This is a genomic window from Stenotrophomonas sp. YJH_SMC_82, assembly GCF_059368875.1.
Genome location: NZ_JCAFSE010000001.1, coordinates 907093 through 927159 on the forward strand (window position 1 = coordinate 907093; position 20067 = coordinate 927159).

The 20067-nt window shown below is 67.5% G+C and carries 17 protein-coding genes; 9 read left to right on the forward strand and 8 right to left on the reverse strand.

Going from position 1 to position 20067, the window contains the following annotated elements; all coding sequences use genetic code 11:
- Positions 1–135 precede the first annotated feature (135 nt).
- From AC5P53_RS04050 to AC5P53_RS04080, 7 genes are all read left to right on the forward strand, one after another.
- Complete coding sequence (locus AC5P53_RS04050) at positions 136–1242, forward strand: efflux RND transporter periplasmic adaptor subunit (protein WP_032957171.1); 1107 nt, start codon at positions 136–138, stop codon at positions 1240–1242.
- Complete coding sequence (locus tag AC5P53_RS04055) at positions 1239–4364, forward strand: efflux RND transporter permease subunit (protein ID WP_032957173.1); 3126 nt, start codon at positions 1239–1241, stop codon at positions 4362–4364. The genes AC5P53_RS04050 and AC5P53_RS04055 overlap by 4 nt, the downstream gene beginning before the upstream one ends.
- Entirely contained in the window at positions 4357–4959 is a 603-nt protein-coding gene (locus AC5P53_RS04060; RefSeq protein WP_126411301.1) for a GNAT family N-acetyltransferase, read from the forward strand. The genes AC5P53_RS04055 and AC5P53_RS04060 overlap by 8 nt, the downstream gene beginning before the upstream one ends.
- Positions 4960–5139: 180 nt before the next feature.
- Positions 5140–6648, forward strand: a complete 1509-nt coding sequence (locus AC5P53_RS04065; protein WP_134809222.1) for an alanine/glycine:cation symporter family protein — start codon at positions 5140–5142, stop codon at positions 6646–6648.
- Positions 6649–7482 (forward strand): TrmH family RNA methyltransferase, encoded by an 834-nt coding sequence (locus AC5P53_RS04070; RefSeq protein ID WP_046432259.1) that lies wholly within the window; start codon positions 6649–6651, stop codon positions 7480–7482.
- Between the two features lie 166 nt (positions 7483–7648).
- Complete coding sequence (locus AC5P53_RS04075) at positions 7649–8635, forward strand: hypothetical protein (RefSeq protein WP_241887063.1); 987 nt, start codon at positions 7649–7651, stop codon at positions 8633–8635.
- Between the two features lie 10 nt (positions 8636–8645).
- Positions 8646–10097: an alanine/glycine:cation symporter family protein gene (locus tag AC5P53_RS04080; RefSeq protein ID WP_241887062.1), complete on the forward strand. Its 1452-nt coding sequence runs from the start codon at positions 8646–8648 to the stop codon at positions 10095–10097.
- 126 nt (positions 10098–10223) lie between these two features.
- Here the strand turns inward: AC5P53_RS04080 and AC5P53_RS04085 are convergent, their stop codons facing one another.
- The 4 genes from AC5P53_RS04085 to AC5P53_RS04100 all read right to left on the reverse strand — a co-directional run bounded on the left by AC5P53_RS04085 (position 10224) and on the right by AC5P53_RS04100 (position 13423).
- Positions 10224–11645 (reverse strand): M28 family peptidase, encoded by a 1422-nt coding sequence (locus AC5P53_RS04085; RefSeq protein WP_032957185.1) that lies wholly within the window; start codon positions 11643–11645, stop codon positions 10224–10226.
- A 245-nt stretch (positions 11646–11890) separates the two neighbouring features.
- Complete coding sequence (mscL, locus tag AC5P53_RS04090) at positions 11891–12295, reverse strand: large-conductance mechanosensitive channel protein MscL (protein ID WP_241887061.1); 405 nt, start codon at positions 12293–12295, stop codon at positions 11891–11893.
- Between the two features lie 54 nt (positions 12296–12349).
- Positions 12350–13066: a fumarylacetoacetate hydrolase family protein gene (locus AC5P53_RS04095; protein ID WP_014648218.1), complete on the reverse strand. Its 717-nt coding sequence runs from the start codon at positions 13064–13066 to the stop codon at positions 12350–12352.
- 75 nt (positions 13067–13141) lie between these two features.
- Positions 13142–13423, reverse strand: a complete 282-nt coding sequence (locus AC5P53_RS04100) for a hypothetical protein (RefSeq protein ID WP_005410817.1) — start codon at positions 13421–13423, stop codon at positions 13142–13144.
- Between the two features lie 178 nt (positions 13424–13601).
- Between AC5P53_RS04100 and AC5P53_RS04105 the strand changes: the two genes are divergently transcribed.
- On the forward strand, positions 13602–13937 hold the full coding sequence (locus AC5P53_RS04105) for a Rieske (2Fe-2S) protein (protein WP_012511947.1): 336 nt from the start codon (positions 13602–13604) through the stop codon (positions 13935–13937).
- 242 nt (positions 13938–14179) lie between these two features.
- Here AC5P53_RS04105 and AC5P53_RS04110 read toward each other — a convergent pair whose 3' ends face one another.
- The 4 genes from AC5P53_RS04110 to thiS form a co-directional block, all read right to left on the reverse strand.
- Entirely contained in the window at positions 14180–16027 is a 1848-nt protein-coding gene (locus AC5P53_RS04110) for an SLC13 family permease (protein ID WP_032957191.1), read from the reverse strand.
- Positions 16028–16054: 27 nt separating this feature from the next.
- Positions 16055–16789, reverse strand: a complete 735-nt coding sequence (gene trmB / locus AC5P53_RS04115; protein WP_019660186.1) for a tRNA (guanosine(46)-N7)-methyltransferase TrmB — start codon at positions 16787–16789, stop codon at positions 16055–16057.
- Positions 16789–17583, reverse strand: a complete 795-nt coding sequence (locus tag AC5P53_RS04120; RefSeq protein ID WP_005418798.1) for a thiazole synthase — start codon at positions 17581–17583, stop codon at positions 16789–16791. The genes trmB and AC5P53_RS04120 overlap by 1 nt, the downstream gene beginning before the upstream one ends.
- Before the next feature lie 118 nt (positions 17584–17701).
- Positions 17702–17902, reverse strand: coding sequence for a sulfur carrier protein ThiS (thiS, locus tag AC5P53_RS04125; protein ID WP_005418796.1), 201 nt, complete (start codon positions 17900–17902; stop codon positions 17702–17704).
- A gap of 207 nt (positions 17903–18109) precedes the next feature.
- Here thiS and AC5P53_RS04130 point away from each other — a divergent pair, with 207 nt between their 5' ends.
- On the forward strand, positions 18110–19963 hold the full coding sequence (locus tag AC5P53_RS04130; RefSeq protein WP_046432240.1) for an autotransporter domain-containing esterase: 1854 nt from the start codon (positions 18110–18112) through the stop codon (positions 19961–19963).
- Positions 19964–20067 lie beyond the last annotated feature (104 nt).

The window sequence follows — 20067 nt, forward strand, 5'->3', positions numbered from 1 at the left end:
GCCCATGGCAGCCTTGCACGGAATGGGTTCAAGGCGCTATCGCAGCCCTGGTTCCACGCCGGTAAACGCTTGGCACATACCGCTTTCAGGGGCACTTGCCTACACTCGGCGGCCGTGGATCAATTTGGACCGTTCATGTTGGCTCGTATCGCTTCGACCCTGGCCCTTGGCCTCAGCCTGGCCGTGCTGGCCGGGTGCGCAGGCAAACAGGAGGCCGCCGCGCGTCGGCAGGGAGAAGCGGTGCCGGTCACTGCGCAGGTCGTGCAGTCCCGTCAGTGGAGCGACACCCTGCAGGCGCTTGGCACGGCCAAGGCGCGCGAATCGATCAGCGTGACCGCCAAGGTCAGCGAGATCGTCGAGAAAGTGCATTTCGAAAGCGGCCAGCACATTGCTGCCGGTGCGCCGATCGTGACCCTGCGTGGGCAGGCCCAGGAGGCCGCACTGGTGCAGGCGCAGGCGACCTTCCATGAAGCCGATCAGCTGTACAAGCGCCAGCGCGAGCTGGCCGCCCAGCGGCTGGTGTCCAGCGCCACGCTGGATACGCAGAAGTCGATCCGCGATGCCGCCGAAGCGCGCGTGATGCAGATGCAGGCAGACATCGGTGATCGCCGTGTGCGCGCGCCGTTCGCCGGCGTGCTCGGCATCCGCCAGGTCAGCCCTGGCTCGCTGGTGACCCCGACCACGGTCATCGCCACGCTCGACGATATCGAGCACATGCACATCGATTTCCAGGTGCCTGAAGTGGAACTGGCTGCGCTGGGCGTCGGTGACAAGGTCAGCGCCACCAGCGTGGCCTGGCCGGGCCGCACCTTCGAGGGCGTGGTCAGCACCATCGATGCGCGCATCGACCCGGCCACCCGTGCCGTGACCGTGCGCGCCGACTTTGCCAACGGCGACCATGCGCTGCGTCCTGGCATGCTGCTGGACGTGCGCCTGTTCCGCCCCGAGCGCCCGGCGCTGGTGATTCCGGAAATCGCCGTGGTGCAGGTCGGTCGCGATACCTTCGTGTACCGCATCAAGGCTGACGACAGCGTCGAGCGTGTGGACGTGGTGACCGGCGCGCGCCGTGCCGGCGTGGTCGAGATCAGGCAGGGTCTGGAAGCGGGCCAGCGCATCGTGGTCGATGGCACCGGCAAGCTGCGTCCGGGCCTGAAGGTTGCCGCCAAGGACGCAGCGCCCGCCAGTGGTGCAAAGCCCGCTGAAGACGCTGCGCCGGCCGCGGCCGAGGGCCACGGCGGATGAAGCTGTCCGACATCTCCATCCAGCGGCCGGTGTTCGCCGTGGTGATGAGCCTGTTGCTGCTGGTGCTGGGCGTGATGTCCTTCACCCGCCTGACCCTGCGCGAACTGCCGGCCATCGACCCGCCGATCGTCTCGGTCTCGGTGGACTACACCGGCGCCTCGGCGGCGGTCATTGAAAGCCGCATCACCCAGGTGCTGGAAGATGCGCTGGCCGGCATCGAAGGCATCGATACGATCAACGCGCGCAGCACCAACGGCCGCTCGCAGGTCAGCATCGAGTTCACCTCCAACCGCGATATCGAAGCGGCGGCCAACGACGTGCGCGATGCGGTCAGCCGCGTGGCCGACCGCATGCCGGAAGAGGCGCGGCCACCGGAGATCGCCAAGGTCGAAAGCGATGCCGACCCCATCATCTGGTTCAACATGGTCTCCTCGACCATGGACACGCTGGAGCTGAGCGACTACGCCGACCGTTACGTGGTCGATCGCTTTTCCAGCCTCGATGGCGTGGCCCAGGTCCGCATCGGCGGCCGCCAGCGCTATGCGATGCGGATCTGGCTGGACCGGGACCAGCTGGCCGCACGCGGGCTGACCACCGGCGACGTGGAAACCGCGCTGCGCAACGAGAACGTGGAGCTGCCGGCCGGCCGCATCGAGTCGACCGACCGTGATTTCACCCTGCGCGTGGAGCGCAACTACATCAAGCCCGAAGACTTCGCGACCATCCCGCTGGGCAAGGGCCGCGACGGTTACGTGGTGCGCATGGGCGACGTGGCGAAGATCGAGCTGGCCTCGGCCGAACGCCGCGCGTACTACCGCAGCAATGGCGAGCCCGGCATCGGGCTGGGCATCGTCAAGACCTCCACCGCCAACTCGCTGGACGTGGCGCGTACCGCGCGCGCTGAAGCCGAGCGGGTGGCGCTGACCCTGCCCAAGGGCACGCAGATCTTCGTCGCCTTCGACAACACCACCTTCATCGAAGCGGCGGTGGACCGCGTCTACGCCACGCTGGTGGAGGCGATGATCCTGGTGCTGGTGGTGATCTGGCTGTTCCTCGGCAGTTTCCGCGCCGCGTTGATCCCGGCGGTGACGGTACCGGTCTGCCTGGTCGCGGCGTTCATCGCACTGTATGCGTTCGATTTCTCGATCAACCTGCTGACCCTGCTGGCGCTGGTGCTGTGCATCGGCCTGGTGGTGGACGATGCGATCGTGGTGGTGGAGAACGTGCAGCGCCGCATCGACCTGGGCGAACCCCCGCTGGTGGCCTCCAAGCGCGGCACCGCGCAGGTCGCCTTCGCGGTGATCGCCACCACCGCCGTGCTGGTGGCAGTGTTCCTGCCGGTCGGCTTCCTGGAAGGCAACACCGGGCGCCTGTTCCGCGAGCTGGCAGTGGCGCTGGCCGCCGCCGTGGCGTTGTCCGCGTTCGTGGCGCTCACACTGACGCCGATGATGGCCTCCAAGCTGCTCAAGCCGCACACCGGGCAGGCGCCACGTGGCCTGCACGGCTTCATCAACCGCAACCTGGAACGCCTCGCGGGTGCCTATGGGCGGGTGCTCGATCACCATGTCGACCGCACCTGGATCTACCTGCTGGTGATGGTGGCCGCGCTGGTCGCCAGCTGGGGCCTGCTCAAGCTGCTGCCCTCGGAACTGGCGCCGGCCGAAGACCGCGGTTCGTTCCAGATCATGATCGACGGCCCGGAAGGTGCCGGCTACGACTACACCGTGCAGCAGGTGCAGCAGGTGGAGGCGCTGCTGGCCCCGCATGTCGGCCCGGACAAGCCGATCGTGCGTGCCAACCCGCGCGTGCCCGGTGGCTTCGGTGCCAGCGAGGAAATGCACACCGGCCGCGTCAGCATCTTCCTGCAGCCGTGGCGCCAGCGCAGCGAGGCCACGCCGGACGTGGCCAACGAACTGCAGAAGGAACTGGACACCATCCGTGGCGTGCGTGTGCGTACCCAGGTCGGTGGCGGCCTGGTGCGCAGCGGCGGGCAGCCGTTCCAGATCGTGCTGGGTGGGCCGGAATACGCGGAGATCGCGCAGTGGCGCGACCGCATCCTGCTGCGCATGGCCGACAACCCCGGCCTGGTCGGCCCCGACTCGGACTACAAGGAAACCCGGCCGCAGATGCGGGTCAACATCGACCGCCAGCGTGCGGCCGATCTCGGCGTGCCGGTCACCGCGATCGGTTCGGCGCTGGAAACCATGATGGGCTCGCGCCGCGTCACCACCTTCGTCGACAACGGCGAGGAGTACGACGTGCTGGTGCAGGCCGGACGTGACGGTCGCGCCAGCCCGGCCGACCTGGCCGCGATCCGCGTGCGCGCCACCTCTGGCGAACTGGTGCCGCTGTCCAACCTGGTCACGTTGAGCGAAGTGGCCGAGGCCGGCACCCTGAACCGCTTCAACCGCCTGCGCTCGATCACCATCAGTGCCGGCCTGGCGCCGGGCTATCCGCTGGGCGAGGCCATTGCCTGGGCGCAGAACGTGGCCCAGGAAGAGCTGCCGCAGTACGCGCAGGTGAACTGGAAGGGTGAATCGCGCGAGTACCAGAGCGCCGGTGGCGCCGTGCTGCTCACTTTCGCCATGGCCCTGCTGGTGGTCTACCTGGTGCTGGCCGCGCAGTTCGAGAGCTTCATCCACCCGCTCACCATCATGCTGACCGTGCCGCTGGGCGTGCTCGGCGCGCTGGTCGGGTTGTGGGTGAGTGGCGGTACGGTGAACCTGTTCAGCCAGATCGGCATCGTGATGCTGGTTGGCCTGGCCGCGAAGAACGGCATCCTCATCGTCGAATTCGCCAACCAGCTGCGCGACGATGGGCGCAGCGTGCGCGAGGCGATCATTGAATCGGCGATGGTGCGCCTGCGCCCGATCCTGATGACCTCGATCGCCACCGTGGTCGGCGCCATTCCGCTGGTGGTGGCCGGTGGTCCCGGTTCGGCCAGCCGTGGCACGATCGGCATCGTGATCATCTTCGGCGTGACCCTCTCGACCTTCCTGTCGCTGTTCGTGGTGCCGGCGTTCTACGCGCGGCTTGCCCCGTACACCCGTTCGCCGGAAGCGGTGAAGCGCGAGCTGGAGAAGCAGGAAGCGGAATCGCCGTCGGTGGGCGGCCATGCCTGACCGGCACGCCGACGGGGTCGGGTCCCTTGCTGACGGGGTCGGACCCCTTTCCCAAAGGGAAAGGGCTCTGACCCCACTTCGAGGCGACGGCTTCCAGCTGCGCCCCTGGCGCCCGGATGATCTGGAATCGCTGCTGCGCCACGCCAACGATCCCGAGGTGTCGCGCGGCCTGCGCGACCGTTTCCCGTACCCGTACACGCGCACCGATGGCGAGGCCTTTCTCGCCGGCCGCGTCCTGGCCCCCGGAACCCTGAATCTGGCCATCGAGATCGACGGCCAGGCCTGCGGCAGCGTCGCTGCCCAGCAGGGCATGGCCGAGCGTGGGCACACCGCCGAACTGGGCTACTGGCTGGGCCAGGCCTATTGGGGGCACGGCGTGATGACCCGTGTGGTCGGGCTGTTCGCACCGTGGGTGATGGACGAGCTGCGCCTGTTCAGGCTGCAGGCCACGGTCGTCGACTTCAACCTCGGCTCGGCGCGGGTGCTGGAGAAGAACGGCTTCCAGGAGGAGGGCGTGGAGCGCTGCGCGGTCTACAAGCGCGGCGTGCTGCACGACCTTCGCCGTTTCGCCCGGGTACGCACCCAGCTGCCGTGAACACGCGGGCTGGCCGCTGTAGAGCCGAGCCCATGCTCGGCTGCCCTCGGGGGGCCAAGCCGAGCATGGGCTCGGCTCTACAAAACAGCGCTACCGCAGCGGCCTGCGATCAGGGAGAATCGACCGGTCCCTTCCAGCCGACGGGACGTCCTTACAACCCGCCGACTGGAGAGAGCGCGCGTGGAAGCAACCGTACACTTCATCAACAGCATCATCTGGAGCAAGGCACTGATCTTCGTGTGCCTGGGCGCCGGCCTGTTCTTCAGCCTGCGCACGCGCTTCATGCAGATCCGCGGCTTCTTCGAGATGTGCCGCCTCACCGTCAAGGGTGAGAAATCCGACGCCGGCGTGTCCTCGTTCCAGGCCCTGGCCATGTCGATGGCCGGCCGCATGGGCATCGGCAACATCGCCGGCGTGGCTACGGCCATCGCCTTCGGCGGCCCCGGTGCGATCTTCTGGATGTGGGTGATGGGCTTCCTCGGCGCGTCCACGTCTTATGTGGAATGCACCCTGGCGCAGATCTACAAGACCAAGGACGCCGAAGGCCGCTACCGCGGTGGCCCGGCGTACTACATCGAAAAGGCCATGGGCCTGAAGTGGTACGCGCTGGCCTTCGCCATCGCCACGATCATCGCCGCCGGCTTCCTGATGCCGGGCGTACAGGCCAACGCCATTGCCGACAGCATCATCAACGCCTGCCGTGGCACCGCGCTGTGCGGTCCGCTCGATGGCCAGGCCTTCGGCATGGAATCGGTGCAGGCGCTGAAGCTGGGCATCGGCATCGTGGTGGCGCTGCTGCTGGGCGTGGTGATCTTCGGTGGCGTCAAGCGCATCGCCAACTTCGCCGAAGTGGTGGTGCCGTTCATGGCCGCCGGTTTCATCCTGATGGCCATCGTCATCATGATCATCAACTACGACCGCGTGCCGGAGATGTTCAACATCATCTTCAGCAGCGCCTTCGGTACCCACGCCGCGTTCGGCGCGATGATGGGCCTGGCGGTGGAGTGGGGCATCAAGCGTGGCATCTATGCCAACGAAGCCGGCCAGGGCTCGGGCCCGCATGCAGCGGCCGCCTCGGAAGTCTCGCATCCGGCCAAGCAGGGCTACGTGCAGGCCTTCGCGATCTACTTCGACACCATGATGGTGTGCACCGCCACCGCGTTCCTGATCCTGGCCAGTGGTACCTACAACGTGTACTCGCCGGTGGAGGGCGCCGCGCCGATCTTCCAGGGCCTGGCCGGTATTCCCGAAGGTGCGGGCTACGCCCAGGCCGGCGTGGAAGCGGTGCTGCCGGGCTGGGGTTCGGCGTTCGTGTCGGTGGCCATCTTCTTCTTCGCCTTCACCACCATCATGGCGTACTACTACATGGCCGAGACCAACCTCAGCTATGTGAACCACAACAGGAAGCGCCCGCTGACCGTGCTGGTGCTGCGCCTGGGCATCATCGGCATGGTGGTGTTCGGCGCGTTCCATAATGCGACCCTGGCCTGGGCGCTGGGTGACATCGGCGTCGGCCTGATGGCCTGGCTGAACATCATTGCCATCCTCATCATCCAGAAGCCGGCGATGCTGGCCCTGCGTGACTACGAACGACAGAAGAAGCTGGGCCTGGATCCGGTGTTCGACCCTGATGCCCTGGGCATCAAGAACGCCGATTTCTGGCGCCAGCGCAAGCAGGAGAGTGTGTAAGTGAACAACCCCTGGAACAACCGCCGCCCGTCCGCCCGTCCGCCGCGCGCAACGCCGTTGCCGCGCCCGGAGGTGCCGGCCACGGGCGGTGGTGGGCGCGGTGGCAGCGACGAGCTGCGCCTGTACGGCCTGAATGCCGTGCTGGCCGCGTTCGAAGCGCGGCCACAGGCGCTGCGCAAGCTGTACCTGCTGGAGGCGCGCATTCCGCGCCTGCAGCCGCTGCTGAAGTGGTGCGTGGCCAACCGCGTGGGGTATCGCGTGGTTGAAGACGGCGATCTGAACAAGCTTGCCGGCACCACCCACCACGAAGGCGTGGTGGCCGATGTGCTGCGCGCACCGGCGCTGCCGCTGGCGCAGTGGCTGGAGCAGGTCGGCGACGGCCCGGCGCTGGCGCTGTGGCTTGATGGCGTGGGCAACCCGCACAACCTCGGTGCGATCCTGCGCTCGGCCGCACACTTCGGCGCCAAGGCGCTGCTGCTGCCGGCCGGCAGCACGCTGGCGCTGTCCGGTGCCGCCGCGCGCGTGGCCGAGGGCGGTGCAGAAGCGGTGCCGCTGGTGCAGCTGCCGGAGACCGCCCAGGCGATGACGCAGCTGCGTGCGGCCGGCTTCGGCCTGGCGGCGACCCTGGTGGAGGGCGGTGACGACGTGTTCCGCACCTCGCTGCCGGCCCGCCTGGTGTATGTGATGGGCGCCGAAGGCGAGGGCATGGACCGCAGCCTGGCGGGAGCGTGCGACCAGCAGGTCTCGATTCCCGGCAGCGGCGCGGTGGAGAGCCTGAACGTGGCCTCGGCCACGGCGGTACTGCTGGCGCAGTGGGCGAGCCGCCGCGGCTGATCCGGTATCCCGGGTCGGATCCCTCGCCGCAGGCGAGGGCTCTGACCCCTTCCAGGGTCCGTAATTGCGTCAAGCGCGCATGATGTTTTGAAAGTTTCCTTATTGGTCAGCCGCTTCCGGCAACGCAGGGTGGAACTCCATCCCACGTTGTCCAGAAGAGGCTGCCATGCATCACCCACGCTGTATCCTCATCGCATTGCTGGTCCTGACCAGCGTCCTTGCCAACGGCCGTGCCGCAGCCAGCGAACGCAGCCTGGACGGCGTCAACTTCACCGGGCCGCTGATCACCCCCAACCCGGCTGGCCTGCCGCAGGGCAACTGGTACATCGAACCCTATCTGGTGCGGCTCGACAGCCGCGATCATTACGACGATGGCGGCCATCGCCGCCGCAGTGGGCAACGCAGCGGCGCATGGGCAACGGTGGTACCGATCATCTACGGCTTCAGCGACCGGGTGATGGGGCAGGTCAATCTCAGTGCATCGCGTGCCGAACAGGGCGGCGCGCGCAGCAGTGGTTTCCGTGCCGGTGACACCACCGCGCGCCTGCAGTACCTGTTGCAGGCGCCCAATGCCGATGGCACGCGTCCGGCCGTCTCGGTTGCGCTGGTGCAGCGCTTCAGCACCGGCAGCCATGACCGCATCACCGGCAATCCGCTCGATGCGCAGGGCGACGGTGTGCAGCGCACCACTGCCGCATTGGGCGTGCAGCAGGTGGTCTGGCTGGGTAACGACCGCCCGCTGCGCTGGCGTGCCCAGCTCAGCGCCGGGCCTGCGCCGTCGCGGACGGCGATCTCCGGGGCCAGCGTCTACGGCACCGACGACAGCTTCCAGGGGCACATCTCCCGGGGGTCGGTGCTGGGCCTGTCGGTCGGCGCCGAGTACAGCTTCAATCCGCGCTGGGTGGGCGTGATGGAAGTGGCCGCCAGCCGCGAGACCGGCCAGCGCCTGAGGGGTTTCGCGCGCAACCCCAGCGGTGGTTTCGAACGCATCGACGAGCATCGCCCGGCCAGCCGCAGCGTCACCCTGGCGCCGGCCGTGGAGTACCACTTCAGCCCGTCACTGGGCCTGATCGCCGGCGTCGAGTTCAGCGTGGCCGGCCGCAACACCGGCCGCATCATCAGCCCCCAGGTCGCCCTGGGCATGTTCTTCTGAGGGGCCGCCGATGAACATCGAATCCATCGTCAACGCGATCCTTGGCGTCGTCTGGAGCCCCTACCTGGTGGTGCTGTGCCTGCTCACCGGCCTGTACTTCAGCGTCCGCACGCGCTTCATCCAGCTGCGTGCATTGCCGGACATGCTGCGCCTGATGTTCCGCCATGAGCGCTCCGATGCCGGCGTGTCGCCGTTCCAGGCGTTGTCCCTTTCGCTGTCCAGCCGCGTGGGCGTGGGCAACATCGCCGGCGTCGCCATGGCCATCGCCTTCGGCGGGCCCGGCGCGATCTTCTGGATGTGGATCGTCGCCTTCCTCGGCGCATCCAGTGCCTTCATCGAATCCACGCTCGCACAGATCTACAAGGAGCGCGACGGCAAGGGGCAGTACCGGGGCGGCCCGGCGTACTACATCGAAAAAGGCCTCGGCCAACGTTGGTATGCAGTGCTGTTCGCATTGGTGACGGTGCTGGCGGGCGCGATGCTGGCCGGCACGCAGTCCAATGCGATCACCAGTGCGGTGAACGAAGCCTGGGACGTGCCGGTGATGACCACCACGGCGGTTCTGCTGGTGGTGCTGGGTGCCATCCTCATCGGCGGTGTGCGGCGCATTGCGCGCGTGGCCGAATGGGTGGTGCCGCTGATGGCCGTGGCCTACCTGCTGGTCGCGGCGCTGGTGATGGTGCTCAACGCGGACAGGGTGCCGGAGGTGATCATGCTGGTGCTGCGCAGTGCATTCGGCGTGGATGCGGCGTTCGGCGCGATGATCGGCACCGCCATCCAGTGGGGCGTGCGCCGTGGCGTGCTGTCCAACGAGGCCGGCATGGGCAGTGGTGCGCATCCGGCCGCCGCCGCGGAAGTCTCGCATCCGGTCAAGCAGGGCCTGGTGCAGTCGTTCTCGGTCTACATCGACACAATGGTGGTGTGCAGTGCGACCGCCTTCCTGATCCTGTCCACCGGCCTGTACAACGTCTACGACCCGGCGGTGAACGGTATTCCGGATGAGGCGCGCCTGCTGCTGGGCAATCTGCCGGGTGTCGAAGCCGGGCCACGCTTCGTGCAGCACGCGGTGGAATCGACGCTGCCGGGCTTCGGCCGTTCGTTCGTGGCGCTGGCGATCCTGCCGTTTGCGTTCACCACCATCCTCGCGCTGTACTACATGGCCGAGACCAACGTCAGCTATCTGTGCCGCGATCGGCCGGCGGCGTGGCTGATGGGCGTCTTCCAGTTGCTGTTCCTGGCAGCGACCGGCTACTCGGCGGTGAACAGTGCCACAGTGGCCTGGTCGCTGGGCGACATCGGCGTCGGCCTGATGAGCTGGCTGAACATCATCGCCATCCTGCTGTTGCAAAGGCCTGCCCTGGCCGCACTGCGCGACTACGAGCAGCATCGCCAGGCCGGCAAGGATCCGCCGTTCAACCCGAAACTGCTGGGCGTGCGCAACGCCAGCGTGTGGGAAGGCTGACAGGATCGGGGTCAGATCCCTCGCCAGGGCGAGGGCTCTGACCCACGCCATTGCCCGGTGGGTGCGAACCTCGGTTCGCACCGCTCTTCCCGCTGCACTCGCCGGGCATGGCCCGGCGCCAGCGCATCACTCGTTCGGCGGCGTGGTCGCCTTGGCCTCGCTGCCGAAGCTGCCGTCGGCTTCCGCCGCTAGGTAGGCGAACACGGTATACGCGGCCACGTTCTGCGCCAGTGCCTTCGGGTCGATCTTGTCCAGCGTGTCGTCGGCGGTGTGGTGCAGGTGGAAGTAGTCCGAGCCGTCCTGCGCCAGCCACGCCCACGCACCGCCCTTGGCGGCCAGCGGGCCGACGTCCGGGCCCGGGCCACCCTTGTCGGCCTGGTACTCGATGCCCAGCGGCTTCATTACTTCGGCAATCTGCTTCGTCGCTTCACGTGAGCCTTCCGGATTCGGTGAACCAGTATTGAAGGCATAGATGCGGCCTGCGCCGAAGTCGCTCTCGGCGGCCAGCTGGTGCAGGGCCACGTCCTTGGCGTGTGCCTCGGCATAGGCCTTGCCGCCGTAGAGGCCCTGTTCCTCGTTGGCGAAGGCGATCACGCGGATGGTGCGCTTCGGTGCCTGCTTGAGCTGGCCGATCAGGTGGCCGGCGGCCATCGTGATGCCCACGCCCGCGCCGTCATCCACGGCGCCGGTGCCCAGGTCCCACGAATCCAGGTGACCACCGATCACCACCACTTCCTTCGGCAGGCTGCGGCCGGTGATCTCGCCGATCACGTTGTACGAGGTGGCGGTGCCGTCCCAGCCGCAATCCAGTGCCACCTTCACCGTGGTGCTGCCACGCGCCAGCAGGCGGGCCAGCTGGTCGGCATCAGGCACCGACAGCGCGGCCGACGGCACCGGGGTCAGGCCGTCATCGAAACGGGTGATGCCGGTGTGCGGCACGCGGTGCGAGTCGGTACCGGCCGAGCGCATCAGGAAGCCGACCGCGCCCTTGCGGATGGCTTCGGATGGGCCCTTGCTGCGGATCGCACCGCCGCGGCCGTAATCGCGGCCATCGCGGAAGGGCAGCATCTGGTAATCGACGAAGGCGATCTTGCCCTTCAGCGAACCTGCCGGTGCGGCCTGCAGCGCGGCCAGATCGGCGAAGCGCACCACCTCGGCTTCCACGGTGCCACCCGGGCTGCCGCCAAGTGCGGTGATCTGCAGCGGCTGCGGGTTCCTGCCGGTCACGGCGGCGTGTTCGCTGCGACGCTCCCATTTCGGGAACGTCACCGGCTCCTTCCAGACCTTGTCGAAGCCCAGGGCCTTGAACTTGGCTTCGGCCCAGGCAACGGCGCGGGCATCGGCTTCGCTGCCGGCGATGCGCGGACCAATCTCGGTGGTGAGCGACTCGACCACCTTCCAGCCGGTGTCATCGGCCAGCGCCTGGTCGCGCAGCTGCGCGGCGGTCGCCAGCGAGGCGGGGGGCAGGGTGGTGGTGCGCGGTGCCGCGAAGGCCGGGGCGGCCAACAGGGCGAGGGAGGATGCGATGGCAAGGACGCGGCGACGCATGGACAACTCCGGGAAGGGACCTAAGCCTTGGAGCTTAACAGTCGTTCAGCCCGGCGCATGGGCGGGAGGTCATGGCTGGCGCGGATGCTGTTTTCCGCCAGATGCAGCAAAGCGAAAGCCCCGCCGGAGCGGGGCTTTCGCCTGCTTCTGTAGAGCCGAGCCCATGCTCGGCTGCCTTTCGCAGATCAGCCGAGCGTGGGCTCGGCTCTACAGGTGGGAGGGGCGCCCATAGGCGCCCGGTACCCTTACTTCTTCAGGCTGTCGCGGATCTCGCGCAGCAGCACCACTTCTTCGGCCGGCGCCGCCGGTGCCGCTTCCTTCTTGCGCGACAGGCGGTTGATCGCCTTGACCACGATGAAGATCGCGAAAGCCACGATCACGAACTGGATGACGGTGTTGATGAAGTCGCCGTAGCCAACCACCACCGCCGGGATCTCGTTGCCATCCGGTCCGAGCCGGGCTGGCGACAGCGTCCAGGCCAGGCTGGAGAAGTCCACGCGGCCGATCAGGTAGCCCAGCGGCGGCATGATGATCTTCTCGACCAGTGCGGTCACGATCTTGCCGAAGGCCGCGCCGATCACCACGCCGACGGCGAGGTCGATGACGTTGCCGCGCATCGCGAATTCCTTGAACTCGGTGAGCATTCCCATTGTTGTTTTTCTCCGGTGGGGAAGTGGACAGCGCGCAGGGTAGCGCAGGTGATGTCAGCCGGCGATCACGCCGTGGCGCTCGGCCACGTTTTCCAGGCGCGCGCTGAAGCGGTCGCCGGGCTTGAGCGCGGCCACGCCGGACGGCGTGCCCATGAACACCAGGTCGCCGGCACGCAGCTGCCACAGCTTGGACAGCTCATGCAGGATCTCCGGCACGTTCCAGATCATCTGGTCGAGCAGAGCCTGCTGACGCACCTCGCCGTTGACCTCCAGCGACAGGTTCAGCGCGGCCAGGTCGCCGACTTCCTCGGCGTGGACGATTTCGCTGATCGGCGCGGAGGCATCGAAGCCCTTGGCCGCGTCCCACGGGTGGCCCTTGTCCTTGGCGGCGGCCTGCAGGTCGCGGCGGGTCAGGTCCAGGCCGACGGCATAGCCGTAGACCAGTGCGTCGGCGTCGGCCACGGCCAGCTCGCCGGCGGGCGCATCGCGGCCGATCGCCACCACCAGCTCCACTTCGTGGTGCAGGTTGGCGGTCGCTGGGGGGTAGGGGATTGCATCGTCGTGGCCGACCACGATCGCATCGGCCGGCTTGCTGAAGAACATCGGGCGGCCACGGTCATCGGCCGCCGGCACTGCCGCACCCATTTCGCGGGCGTGGTCGGCAAAGTTGCGGCCGACGCAGTAGATGCGGTGCACGGGGAAACTGCCACCACCGGCTACCGGCACACGCGGCAGGGCTACGGCAGGGATCACATCGGAGACATGGGACATGCGGGCATCCAGGAAGAGCGTGCCCGCAGTCTAGAACGCATGGCGCCCGCCGTCAGCGGGCGCGCAGGAGGTGGATCAGCGCGAGGCCGGCAACACCGGCTTGCGTACCACGCGGTACTCGCCTTCGACCACGGTCGGGTCGACCGGGCGGGCAACACCCGGCTTGCGCGAGGCCAGCAGCTTCCACGCCAGGCCGACCAGGATCATCGCCGCACCGACGAACACACCGATGAACACCATCGCGGCCAGGATCGCTAGGCCAAGCAGGCCCACGGCAACGCGCACCAGCGGGTGGCGCGGCTTGCGCGGCGCGAACAGGGTGCGGAACTGGTTGAAGGCGGATGCGCGATTGAACATGGCGGCTCGATAGGCTGGGATCAGCGAAACCAGAGTATCGGGACGCGCCACTGTCATTGAGTGAAAAACTCGTTAAATATAGCCTGTGCTTATTACGGATCAATGACTTGTGTTCATGTCGGAGCCAGTCACCTGAGTGGGCATGCGACAATGCGGGTTTACCGTACGAGCCTTCGCCATGACTGCCGCTGCTGCCCTGATCGCCCTGGATGCCATTGCCGATGGCGCGTTTGCCGAGGTCGAAGCGGTGGTCGATGGAGATGCCGAATCGCTGGTGCTGTACCGCGACGGCGCGCAGGTGCGCGCATTCCTGAACATCTGCCCGCATGCCGGCCGCCGCCTCGACTGGGCGCCGGGGCAGTTCCTGAAGAGCCGCGAGGGCCACCTGGTGTGCGCCGCGCATGGCGCGTCGTTCGCGCTGGACAGTGGCGACTGCATCGCCGGCCCGTGCAAGGGCGACCGCCTGCGCGCGGTGCCGGTGGACGTGCGCGACGGGCAGGTCTACCTGGCTTGAGGCCGGCTAGAGGGCGGATCCGTTTTCCGGAGGAAAACGGCTCTGACCCCATCACGCCAGGAGCAGTCGAGCATGGCTCGACGCTACAAAAGCCGTGTCGACCAAGGTCGACACCTACCAAAGCGATGCACGACGCCGTTCTGACAGATCGCGGCAACCTGCCATGCCACCGAATGCCAGCCTTTGACGTTGACGTTGATTCGGCGGGTGCAGGGCGCAGCCCTGCCAACAAACCCCAACCCTCAGAACATCAGGTTGATCATCAACACCACCACGCAGGTGTAGATCAGCGACAACGGGCCGCCGACCCGCCACATCTCGCGCGGGGTGTAGTTGGCCGGGCCGGTGATCATCGAGATCACCGGGTTGGAGGCCGTCATCAGGTTGTTGGACGCCGACAGCGCCACGATCAGCGCGAACGCGGTCGGGTTGCCACCCGCCGCCAGTGCCAGGTTCACCGCAATGGGGACCATCACGATGGTCGCGCCCACATGGCTGATCACCAGCGAGAACGCCGTGGTCAGCAGCGCCAGCGCCACCTCCAGCACCCACACCGGAATGCCGGTCGGCAGCTTGTCGATGGTATGGCCGGCCACCCACGCGGCCGCACCGCTGGAGTCCATCGCCCAGCCGAGCGGAATCAGCCCGGCCATCATGAACACCGTCTTCCAGTTGATCGAGGCATAGGCCTCGTCCATGCGCAGCACGCCGGTCAGCAGCATGCCGGCCACGCCGGTCATCAGCGTCAGCGCCACCGGCAGCTTGCTGGTCAGCGCGATCAGGATGGTCAACGCGAAGATCGCCATCGCGATCTTGAACTTGTGCGGGCGCTGCTCGCCGGTCGGGTAGTCGGTCACCACCACGAAGTCGCGGCTCTTGGCAGCCTGCGCCAGGTCGGTCCAGATGCTGTGGAACACCAGCATGTCACCGGCGCGCAGCTGCACGTCACGCACGTCCTCGCGGATCACCTGCTTGTCGCGGTTGATCGCCAGCAGGCTGATGCCGCGCTCCTTGCGCAGGCGCAGGTCGGCCGCACTCTTGCCGATCACGTTCGAGGTCGGCGGCACCACCGCCTCGGAAATGCCGGCGCGGCTGGGGTTGAACAGGTCGCCCAGGTGCTTCAGGCGCGAGGACATGCGCAGGAACTGGTTCTGCGCGAAGTCGCTGATCTGCTGGCGCGGGCCCATCGCACCGAGCACGCTGCCGACCCAGATGCGCATCTCCGCCGGCGGCGCCAGGCGGGTGTCATTGCCGGTCTTCAGGGCCAGCAGCAGTGGCGCATCGTGCAGGGTCTCGGCCTCGCCCAGGGTCATGCCGACCAGCGGGCTTTCGGCGCTGACCACCAGCTCGAACACATCGCCTTCGATGCCGTAGGTCTTGGCAAAGTAGCTCTCGGTTCGCGCCGGGGTGACCCCGTCGTTGACCAGGTTTTCTTCCTCGATCAGCTTGCGGTCGCCGTAGTAGCGGAAGTACAGCAGCGAGGCGACCAGCAGTGCCACGCCGATCGGCAGCGGCGCGAACATGCGCAGCGGCTCGATGGTGGCCAGGCCGGAGGGCAGGTTGTTGTTGGCCGAGGCCAGCAGATCGTTCAGCAGGATCAGCGGCGAATTGCCGACCATGGTCAGCGCGCCGCCCATCACGATCGCCGCCGAGATCGGCAGCAGCAGGCGCTGCATCGTCAGCCCGGTGCGCGCTGCCAGTCGCGAGGCGACCGGCAGGTACAACGCCATCACCGACGGGTTCTGCATGAAGGATGAGTTCAGGCCGGCGATGGCCGTGGTCATCATCAGCAGCCGCTGCTCGACACCGTGGCCGCGCCGCAGCAGCCAGGCGGCCAGCCGGTTCAGCGCCCCGGTGCGGTCCAGACCCGCACCGAGGATGGTGGTGGCGATGATGCTCATCACCGCGTTACCGGAGAAACCGCCGAAGATTTCCTCCGGCGCGATCAGTCCGGTGACACCGAGCACCACCAGCACCACCAGCGCGACCACGTCGGCGCGGATGCGCTCGAACAGGAACATCGCCATCGTGAAGCCGACCAGCCCGAGCACGAGCTTCATGTCGTTGGTCAGCGTCAGCGCGGTATCCATGTGGGGCGCGGCGTCCTCAGGCGATCGTCAGGTGCGGTCGTACAGCAGGTCCCAGACGCCATGGCCGAGCTTCTGGCCGCGGGTCTCGAAGTGGGTCTGCGGGCGCCAGTCCGGGCGCGGCACGCTGCCACGCGGGCCGGCACGGTTGACCAGGCCGGCGGTGGCATCGAGCACATCCCACATCTGCTCGGCGTAGTCCTCCCAGTCGGTGGCACAGTGCAGGCGGCCGCCCGGGCGCAGCTTGCGCACCAGCAGTTCGGCGAACGCCGGCTGCAGCAGGCGGCGCTTGTTGTGGCGCTTCTTGTGCCACGGGTCCGGGAAGTAGATGCGCACTTCATCGAGCGCGCCGTCGGCGATCTCGTTCTGCAGCACTTCCACCGCATCGTGGTGGTACAGGCGCACGTGGTCGGCATTGTCCTCGGCCAGCGCGTTCAGCAGACGGCCCACGCCCGGGGCGTGCACCTCGATGCCGATGTAGTCGCGCGACGGGTCGTGCTGGGCGGCGAAGCGCAGCGCGGCACCGTTGCCGAAGCCGATTTCCAGCACCTTGTGTGCCGGGCGGCCGAAGGTGGCGTCCAGGTCACGCGGTTGGCCGGTGTAGTCGAGGCCGAAGCGCGGCCAGCGTTCGTCGAACGCGCGCTGCTGGGCAGGGGTGAAGCGGCCCTGGCGCAACACGAAGCTGCGCACCTCGCGGCGGCCCTCGCTCACGGTGAAGGGCTTGGGCGGGGCCTTGGAACCGGCGCTGTCAAAAGGATTGGTCATCAGCCGATCAGCCCATCCACCGGCGAGGAGGCGCTGGCGTAGCGCTTGCGCGGGATGCGCCCGGCAAGGAAGGCCTCGCGGCCGGCCTCGACCGCCTTGCGCATCGCACTGGCCATCAGCACCGGGCTGCGCGCACCGGCAATGGCGGTGTTCATCAGCACGCCGTCGCAGCCCAGCTCCATCGCGATCGCCGCATCCGAAGCGGTACCGACGCCGGCGTCGACGATGATCGGCACCTTGGCGTCTTCGATGATCTGCAGCAGGTTGTACTTGTTCTGGATGCCCAGGCCCGAGCCGATCGGCGCGGCCAGCGGCATCACCGCAGCGCAGCCGATCTCTTCCAGGCGCTTGGCCAGGATCGGGTCGTCGGAGGTATAGACCATCACCTCGAAACCGTCCTTGACCAGCTGCTCGGCGGCCTTCAGGGTCTGCATCACGTCCGGGTAAAGGGTCTTCTGGTCGCCCAGCACTTCCAGCTTGGTCAGGTTGTGGCCGTCCAGCAGCTCACGGGCCAGCCGGCAGGTACGCACGGCGTCCTCGGCGGTGTAGCAGCCGGCGGTGTTGGGCAGGATGGTGAAGCGCTCCGGCGGCAGCACGTCCAGCAGGTTCGGCTCGCCCGGGTTCTGCCCGATGTTGGTGCGGCGGATGGCCACGGTGACGATCTGGGCGCCAGCGGCCTCGGTGGCCAGGCGGGTTTCTTCCAGGTCCTTGAACTTGCCGGTGCCGGTCAGCAGCCGCGAGCCATAGGTCTTGCCGGCGATCACCAGCGAATCGGGGGAGACATGAACGTTCATGGCGCGATTATCGCTTATCCGCCTGAAGATGGGGTCACGCAGAGGGCGGGGTCGAGCGTGGGGTCAGATCCCTTTGCCATCGGCAAAGGGATCTGACCCCTGAACACCCGCGCAGGCCTCAGCCCCCGCCCAGCGCGTGCACGATCTCCACCACGTCGCCTTCGGCCAGGACGTGCTCGCCATGGCGGCTGCGGCTGACGATCTCGCCGTTGACCTCCACCGCCACCCGGCGCTGCAGCAGCTGCTCGGCCTGCAGCAGGTCGTGGAGGGTCGCCGAAGCCGGCAAGGTACGGGGTTCGCCGTTGAGCTGGATGTTCATCGCCGCATTGTCGCCGATGGCCTGCGCGGATCGGAACCCTTGCAAATTTCGTTGATCGCCAGCCCCGGCACAGCGTGGTCCAGCGCCCTCAGGCGACAATCCATGCGGCGGCGCAGCGTGAGCAAAACGCGGCGCAGTGGAACCATTCACCGTGCGCCGGCGTACGTCCGCCGGGTCCTCAACGATATCCCCACAGGAGTTTTTTACATGCTGCTCAGCAAACGCCCGATCCGCTCCCTGATGGCGGCCGCGATCGCGCTGGCCGCGCTTCCGGCCATGGCAGGCGAATCCCCCTATTCCAAGGCCGTGTTCTTCGGTGACAGCCTGACCGACGCTGGCTATTTCCGCCCGCTGCTGCCGGCCGATGTGCGTCCGGTGACCGGCCAGTTCACCACCAACCCGGGTTGGGTGTGGGCGCAGCAGGTCGCCAACTACTACGGCCTCAACGGCACGCCCAACGGCAATGGCCAGAACGGTGACAACTACGCCGTCGGCGGCGCCCGTGTATCGGCCGACGAAGCGGGTGGCCTCGGAGCCATTCCGTCGCTGAAGTCGCAGGCGACCCGTTACCTTGCTGCGAATGGTGGCAAGGCTGACGCCAATGCCCTGTACACCGTATGGGGCGGTGCCAATGATCTGTTCGCGGCCACGCGCGCAGCGGCCGGTGGTGCCTCGCAGGCCCAGGTGCAGGGCATCATCGGCGCCGCGGTCACCGACCAGATCGCGCTGGTGGGCGCCCTGAAGCAGGCCGGTGCCCAGTACGTGCTCGTGCCGAATCTGCCGGACGTGGGCATCACTCCGCAGTTCCGTGGCCCCAACGCCGCCGCCGCCACTGCACTGTCGGCCGGTTATAACAAGGCCCTGTACGGTGGTCTGAAGCAGGCGGGCATCGAGTTCATTCCGCTCGACACCTTCAGCATCCTGCGTGAAGTGACCGCCAACCCGGGCATGTACGGCTTCACCAACGTCACCAGCACCGCCTGCAAGATCGATCCGGCCAACTCGACGCAGAGCATCCTGACCTGCAACCCGACCAGCTACGTCAGCCCGGATGCGGCCAACACCTACCTGTTTGCCGATGGCGTGCACCCGACCACTGCCGGTCATCAGCTGCTGGGCCAGTACGCGGTCTCGGTGCTGGAAGGCCCGCGCCTGCAGCAGGTGCTGAGCCACTCGGCACAGACCATCGGCCGCTCGCGTGCCGACCAGGTCAGCATGCACCTCGGTGGTCGGCCGGCTGACGGCCTGTCCTGGTGGGGGGGCGTGCGTGGCGACCTGCAGCGCTACGACCACGCCGACCTGTACGACGGCCTGGCCCCGGCCGGCCTGTTCGGTATCGACTGGGCCCGCGACGGCATGGTGTTCGGCGGTTTCGCCGGCTTCGGCCGCCTCAGCGCCGACTTCGGCAACAGCCGTGGCGACTTCACCCAGAAGGACACCACCGCAGGTCTGTTCGCCGGCTGGTATGGCGACCGCATCTGGGTGAACGGCCAGGTCAGCTACACCTGGCTGTCCTATGACGTTAACCGCAAGGTCCAGCTGGGCCCGGCCACCCGTGAGCACGGTGGTTCGCCGGACGGCAGCAACCTGACCGCGGCCCTGAACGCCGGTTACGAGTTCGGCACCGAAGGCGGCTTCCGCCACGGCCCGATCGCCTCGGTGATCTGGCAGAAGGTGAAGATCGACGGTTACACCGAAAGCGCTGCGGCTGGCACCCTGGCCACCGCACTGGGCTACGACCGCCAGAACGTCGATTCGACCGTCGGCCGCCTCGGCTGGCAGGCCCGTTTCGATGGCGGCGCCGTCAAGCCGTACGCGCAGGTGACCTACGATCACGAGTTCGAGGACACCAAGCAGGCCAGCGCCTGGTTGCAGACCCTGCCGGAACTGGGCAGCTACCGCGTGCCGGGCCTGAAGTTCGACAAGAACTACGCCACCGTCGTGCTGGGTGCCCGTACCGAACTGTTCGGCCTGCAGAGCAACTTCGGCCTGAGCGCGTCGACCGGCCAGAAGCGCGCGCAGGACGCTACCCTGTTCGCCAACTTCAGCGGCACGTTCTAAGCAGCACCCGCCGGGGTCGGGGCCCTTTCCGCCAAGGAAAGGGCTCTGACCTTTTGCGCCGGGGGTCGGATCCGTTTCCGCCAGGAAACGGCTCTGACCCCATT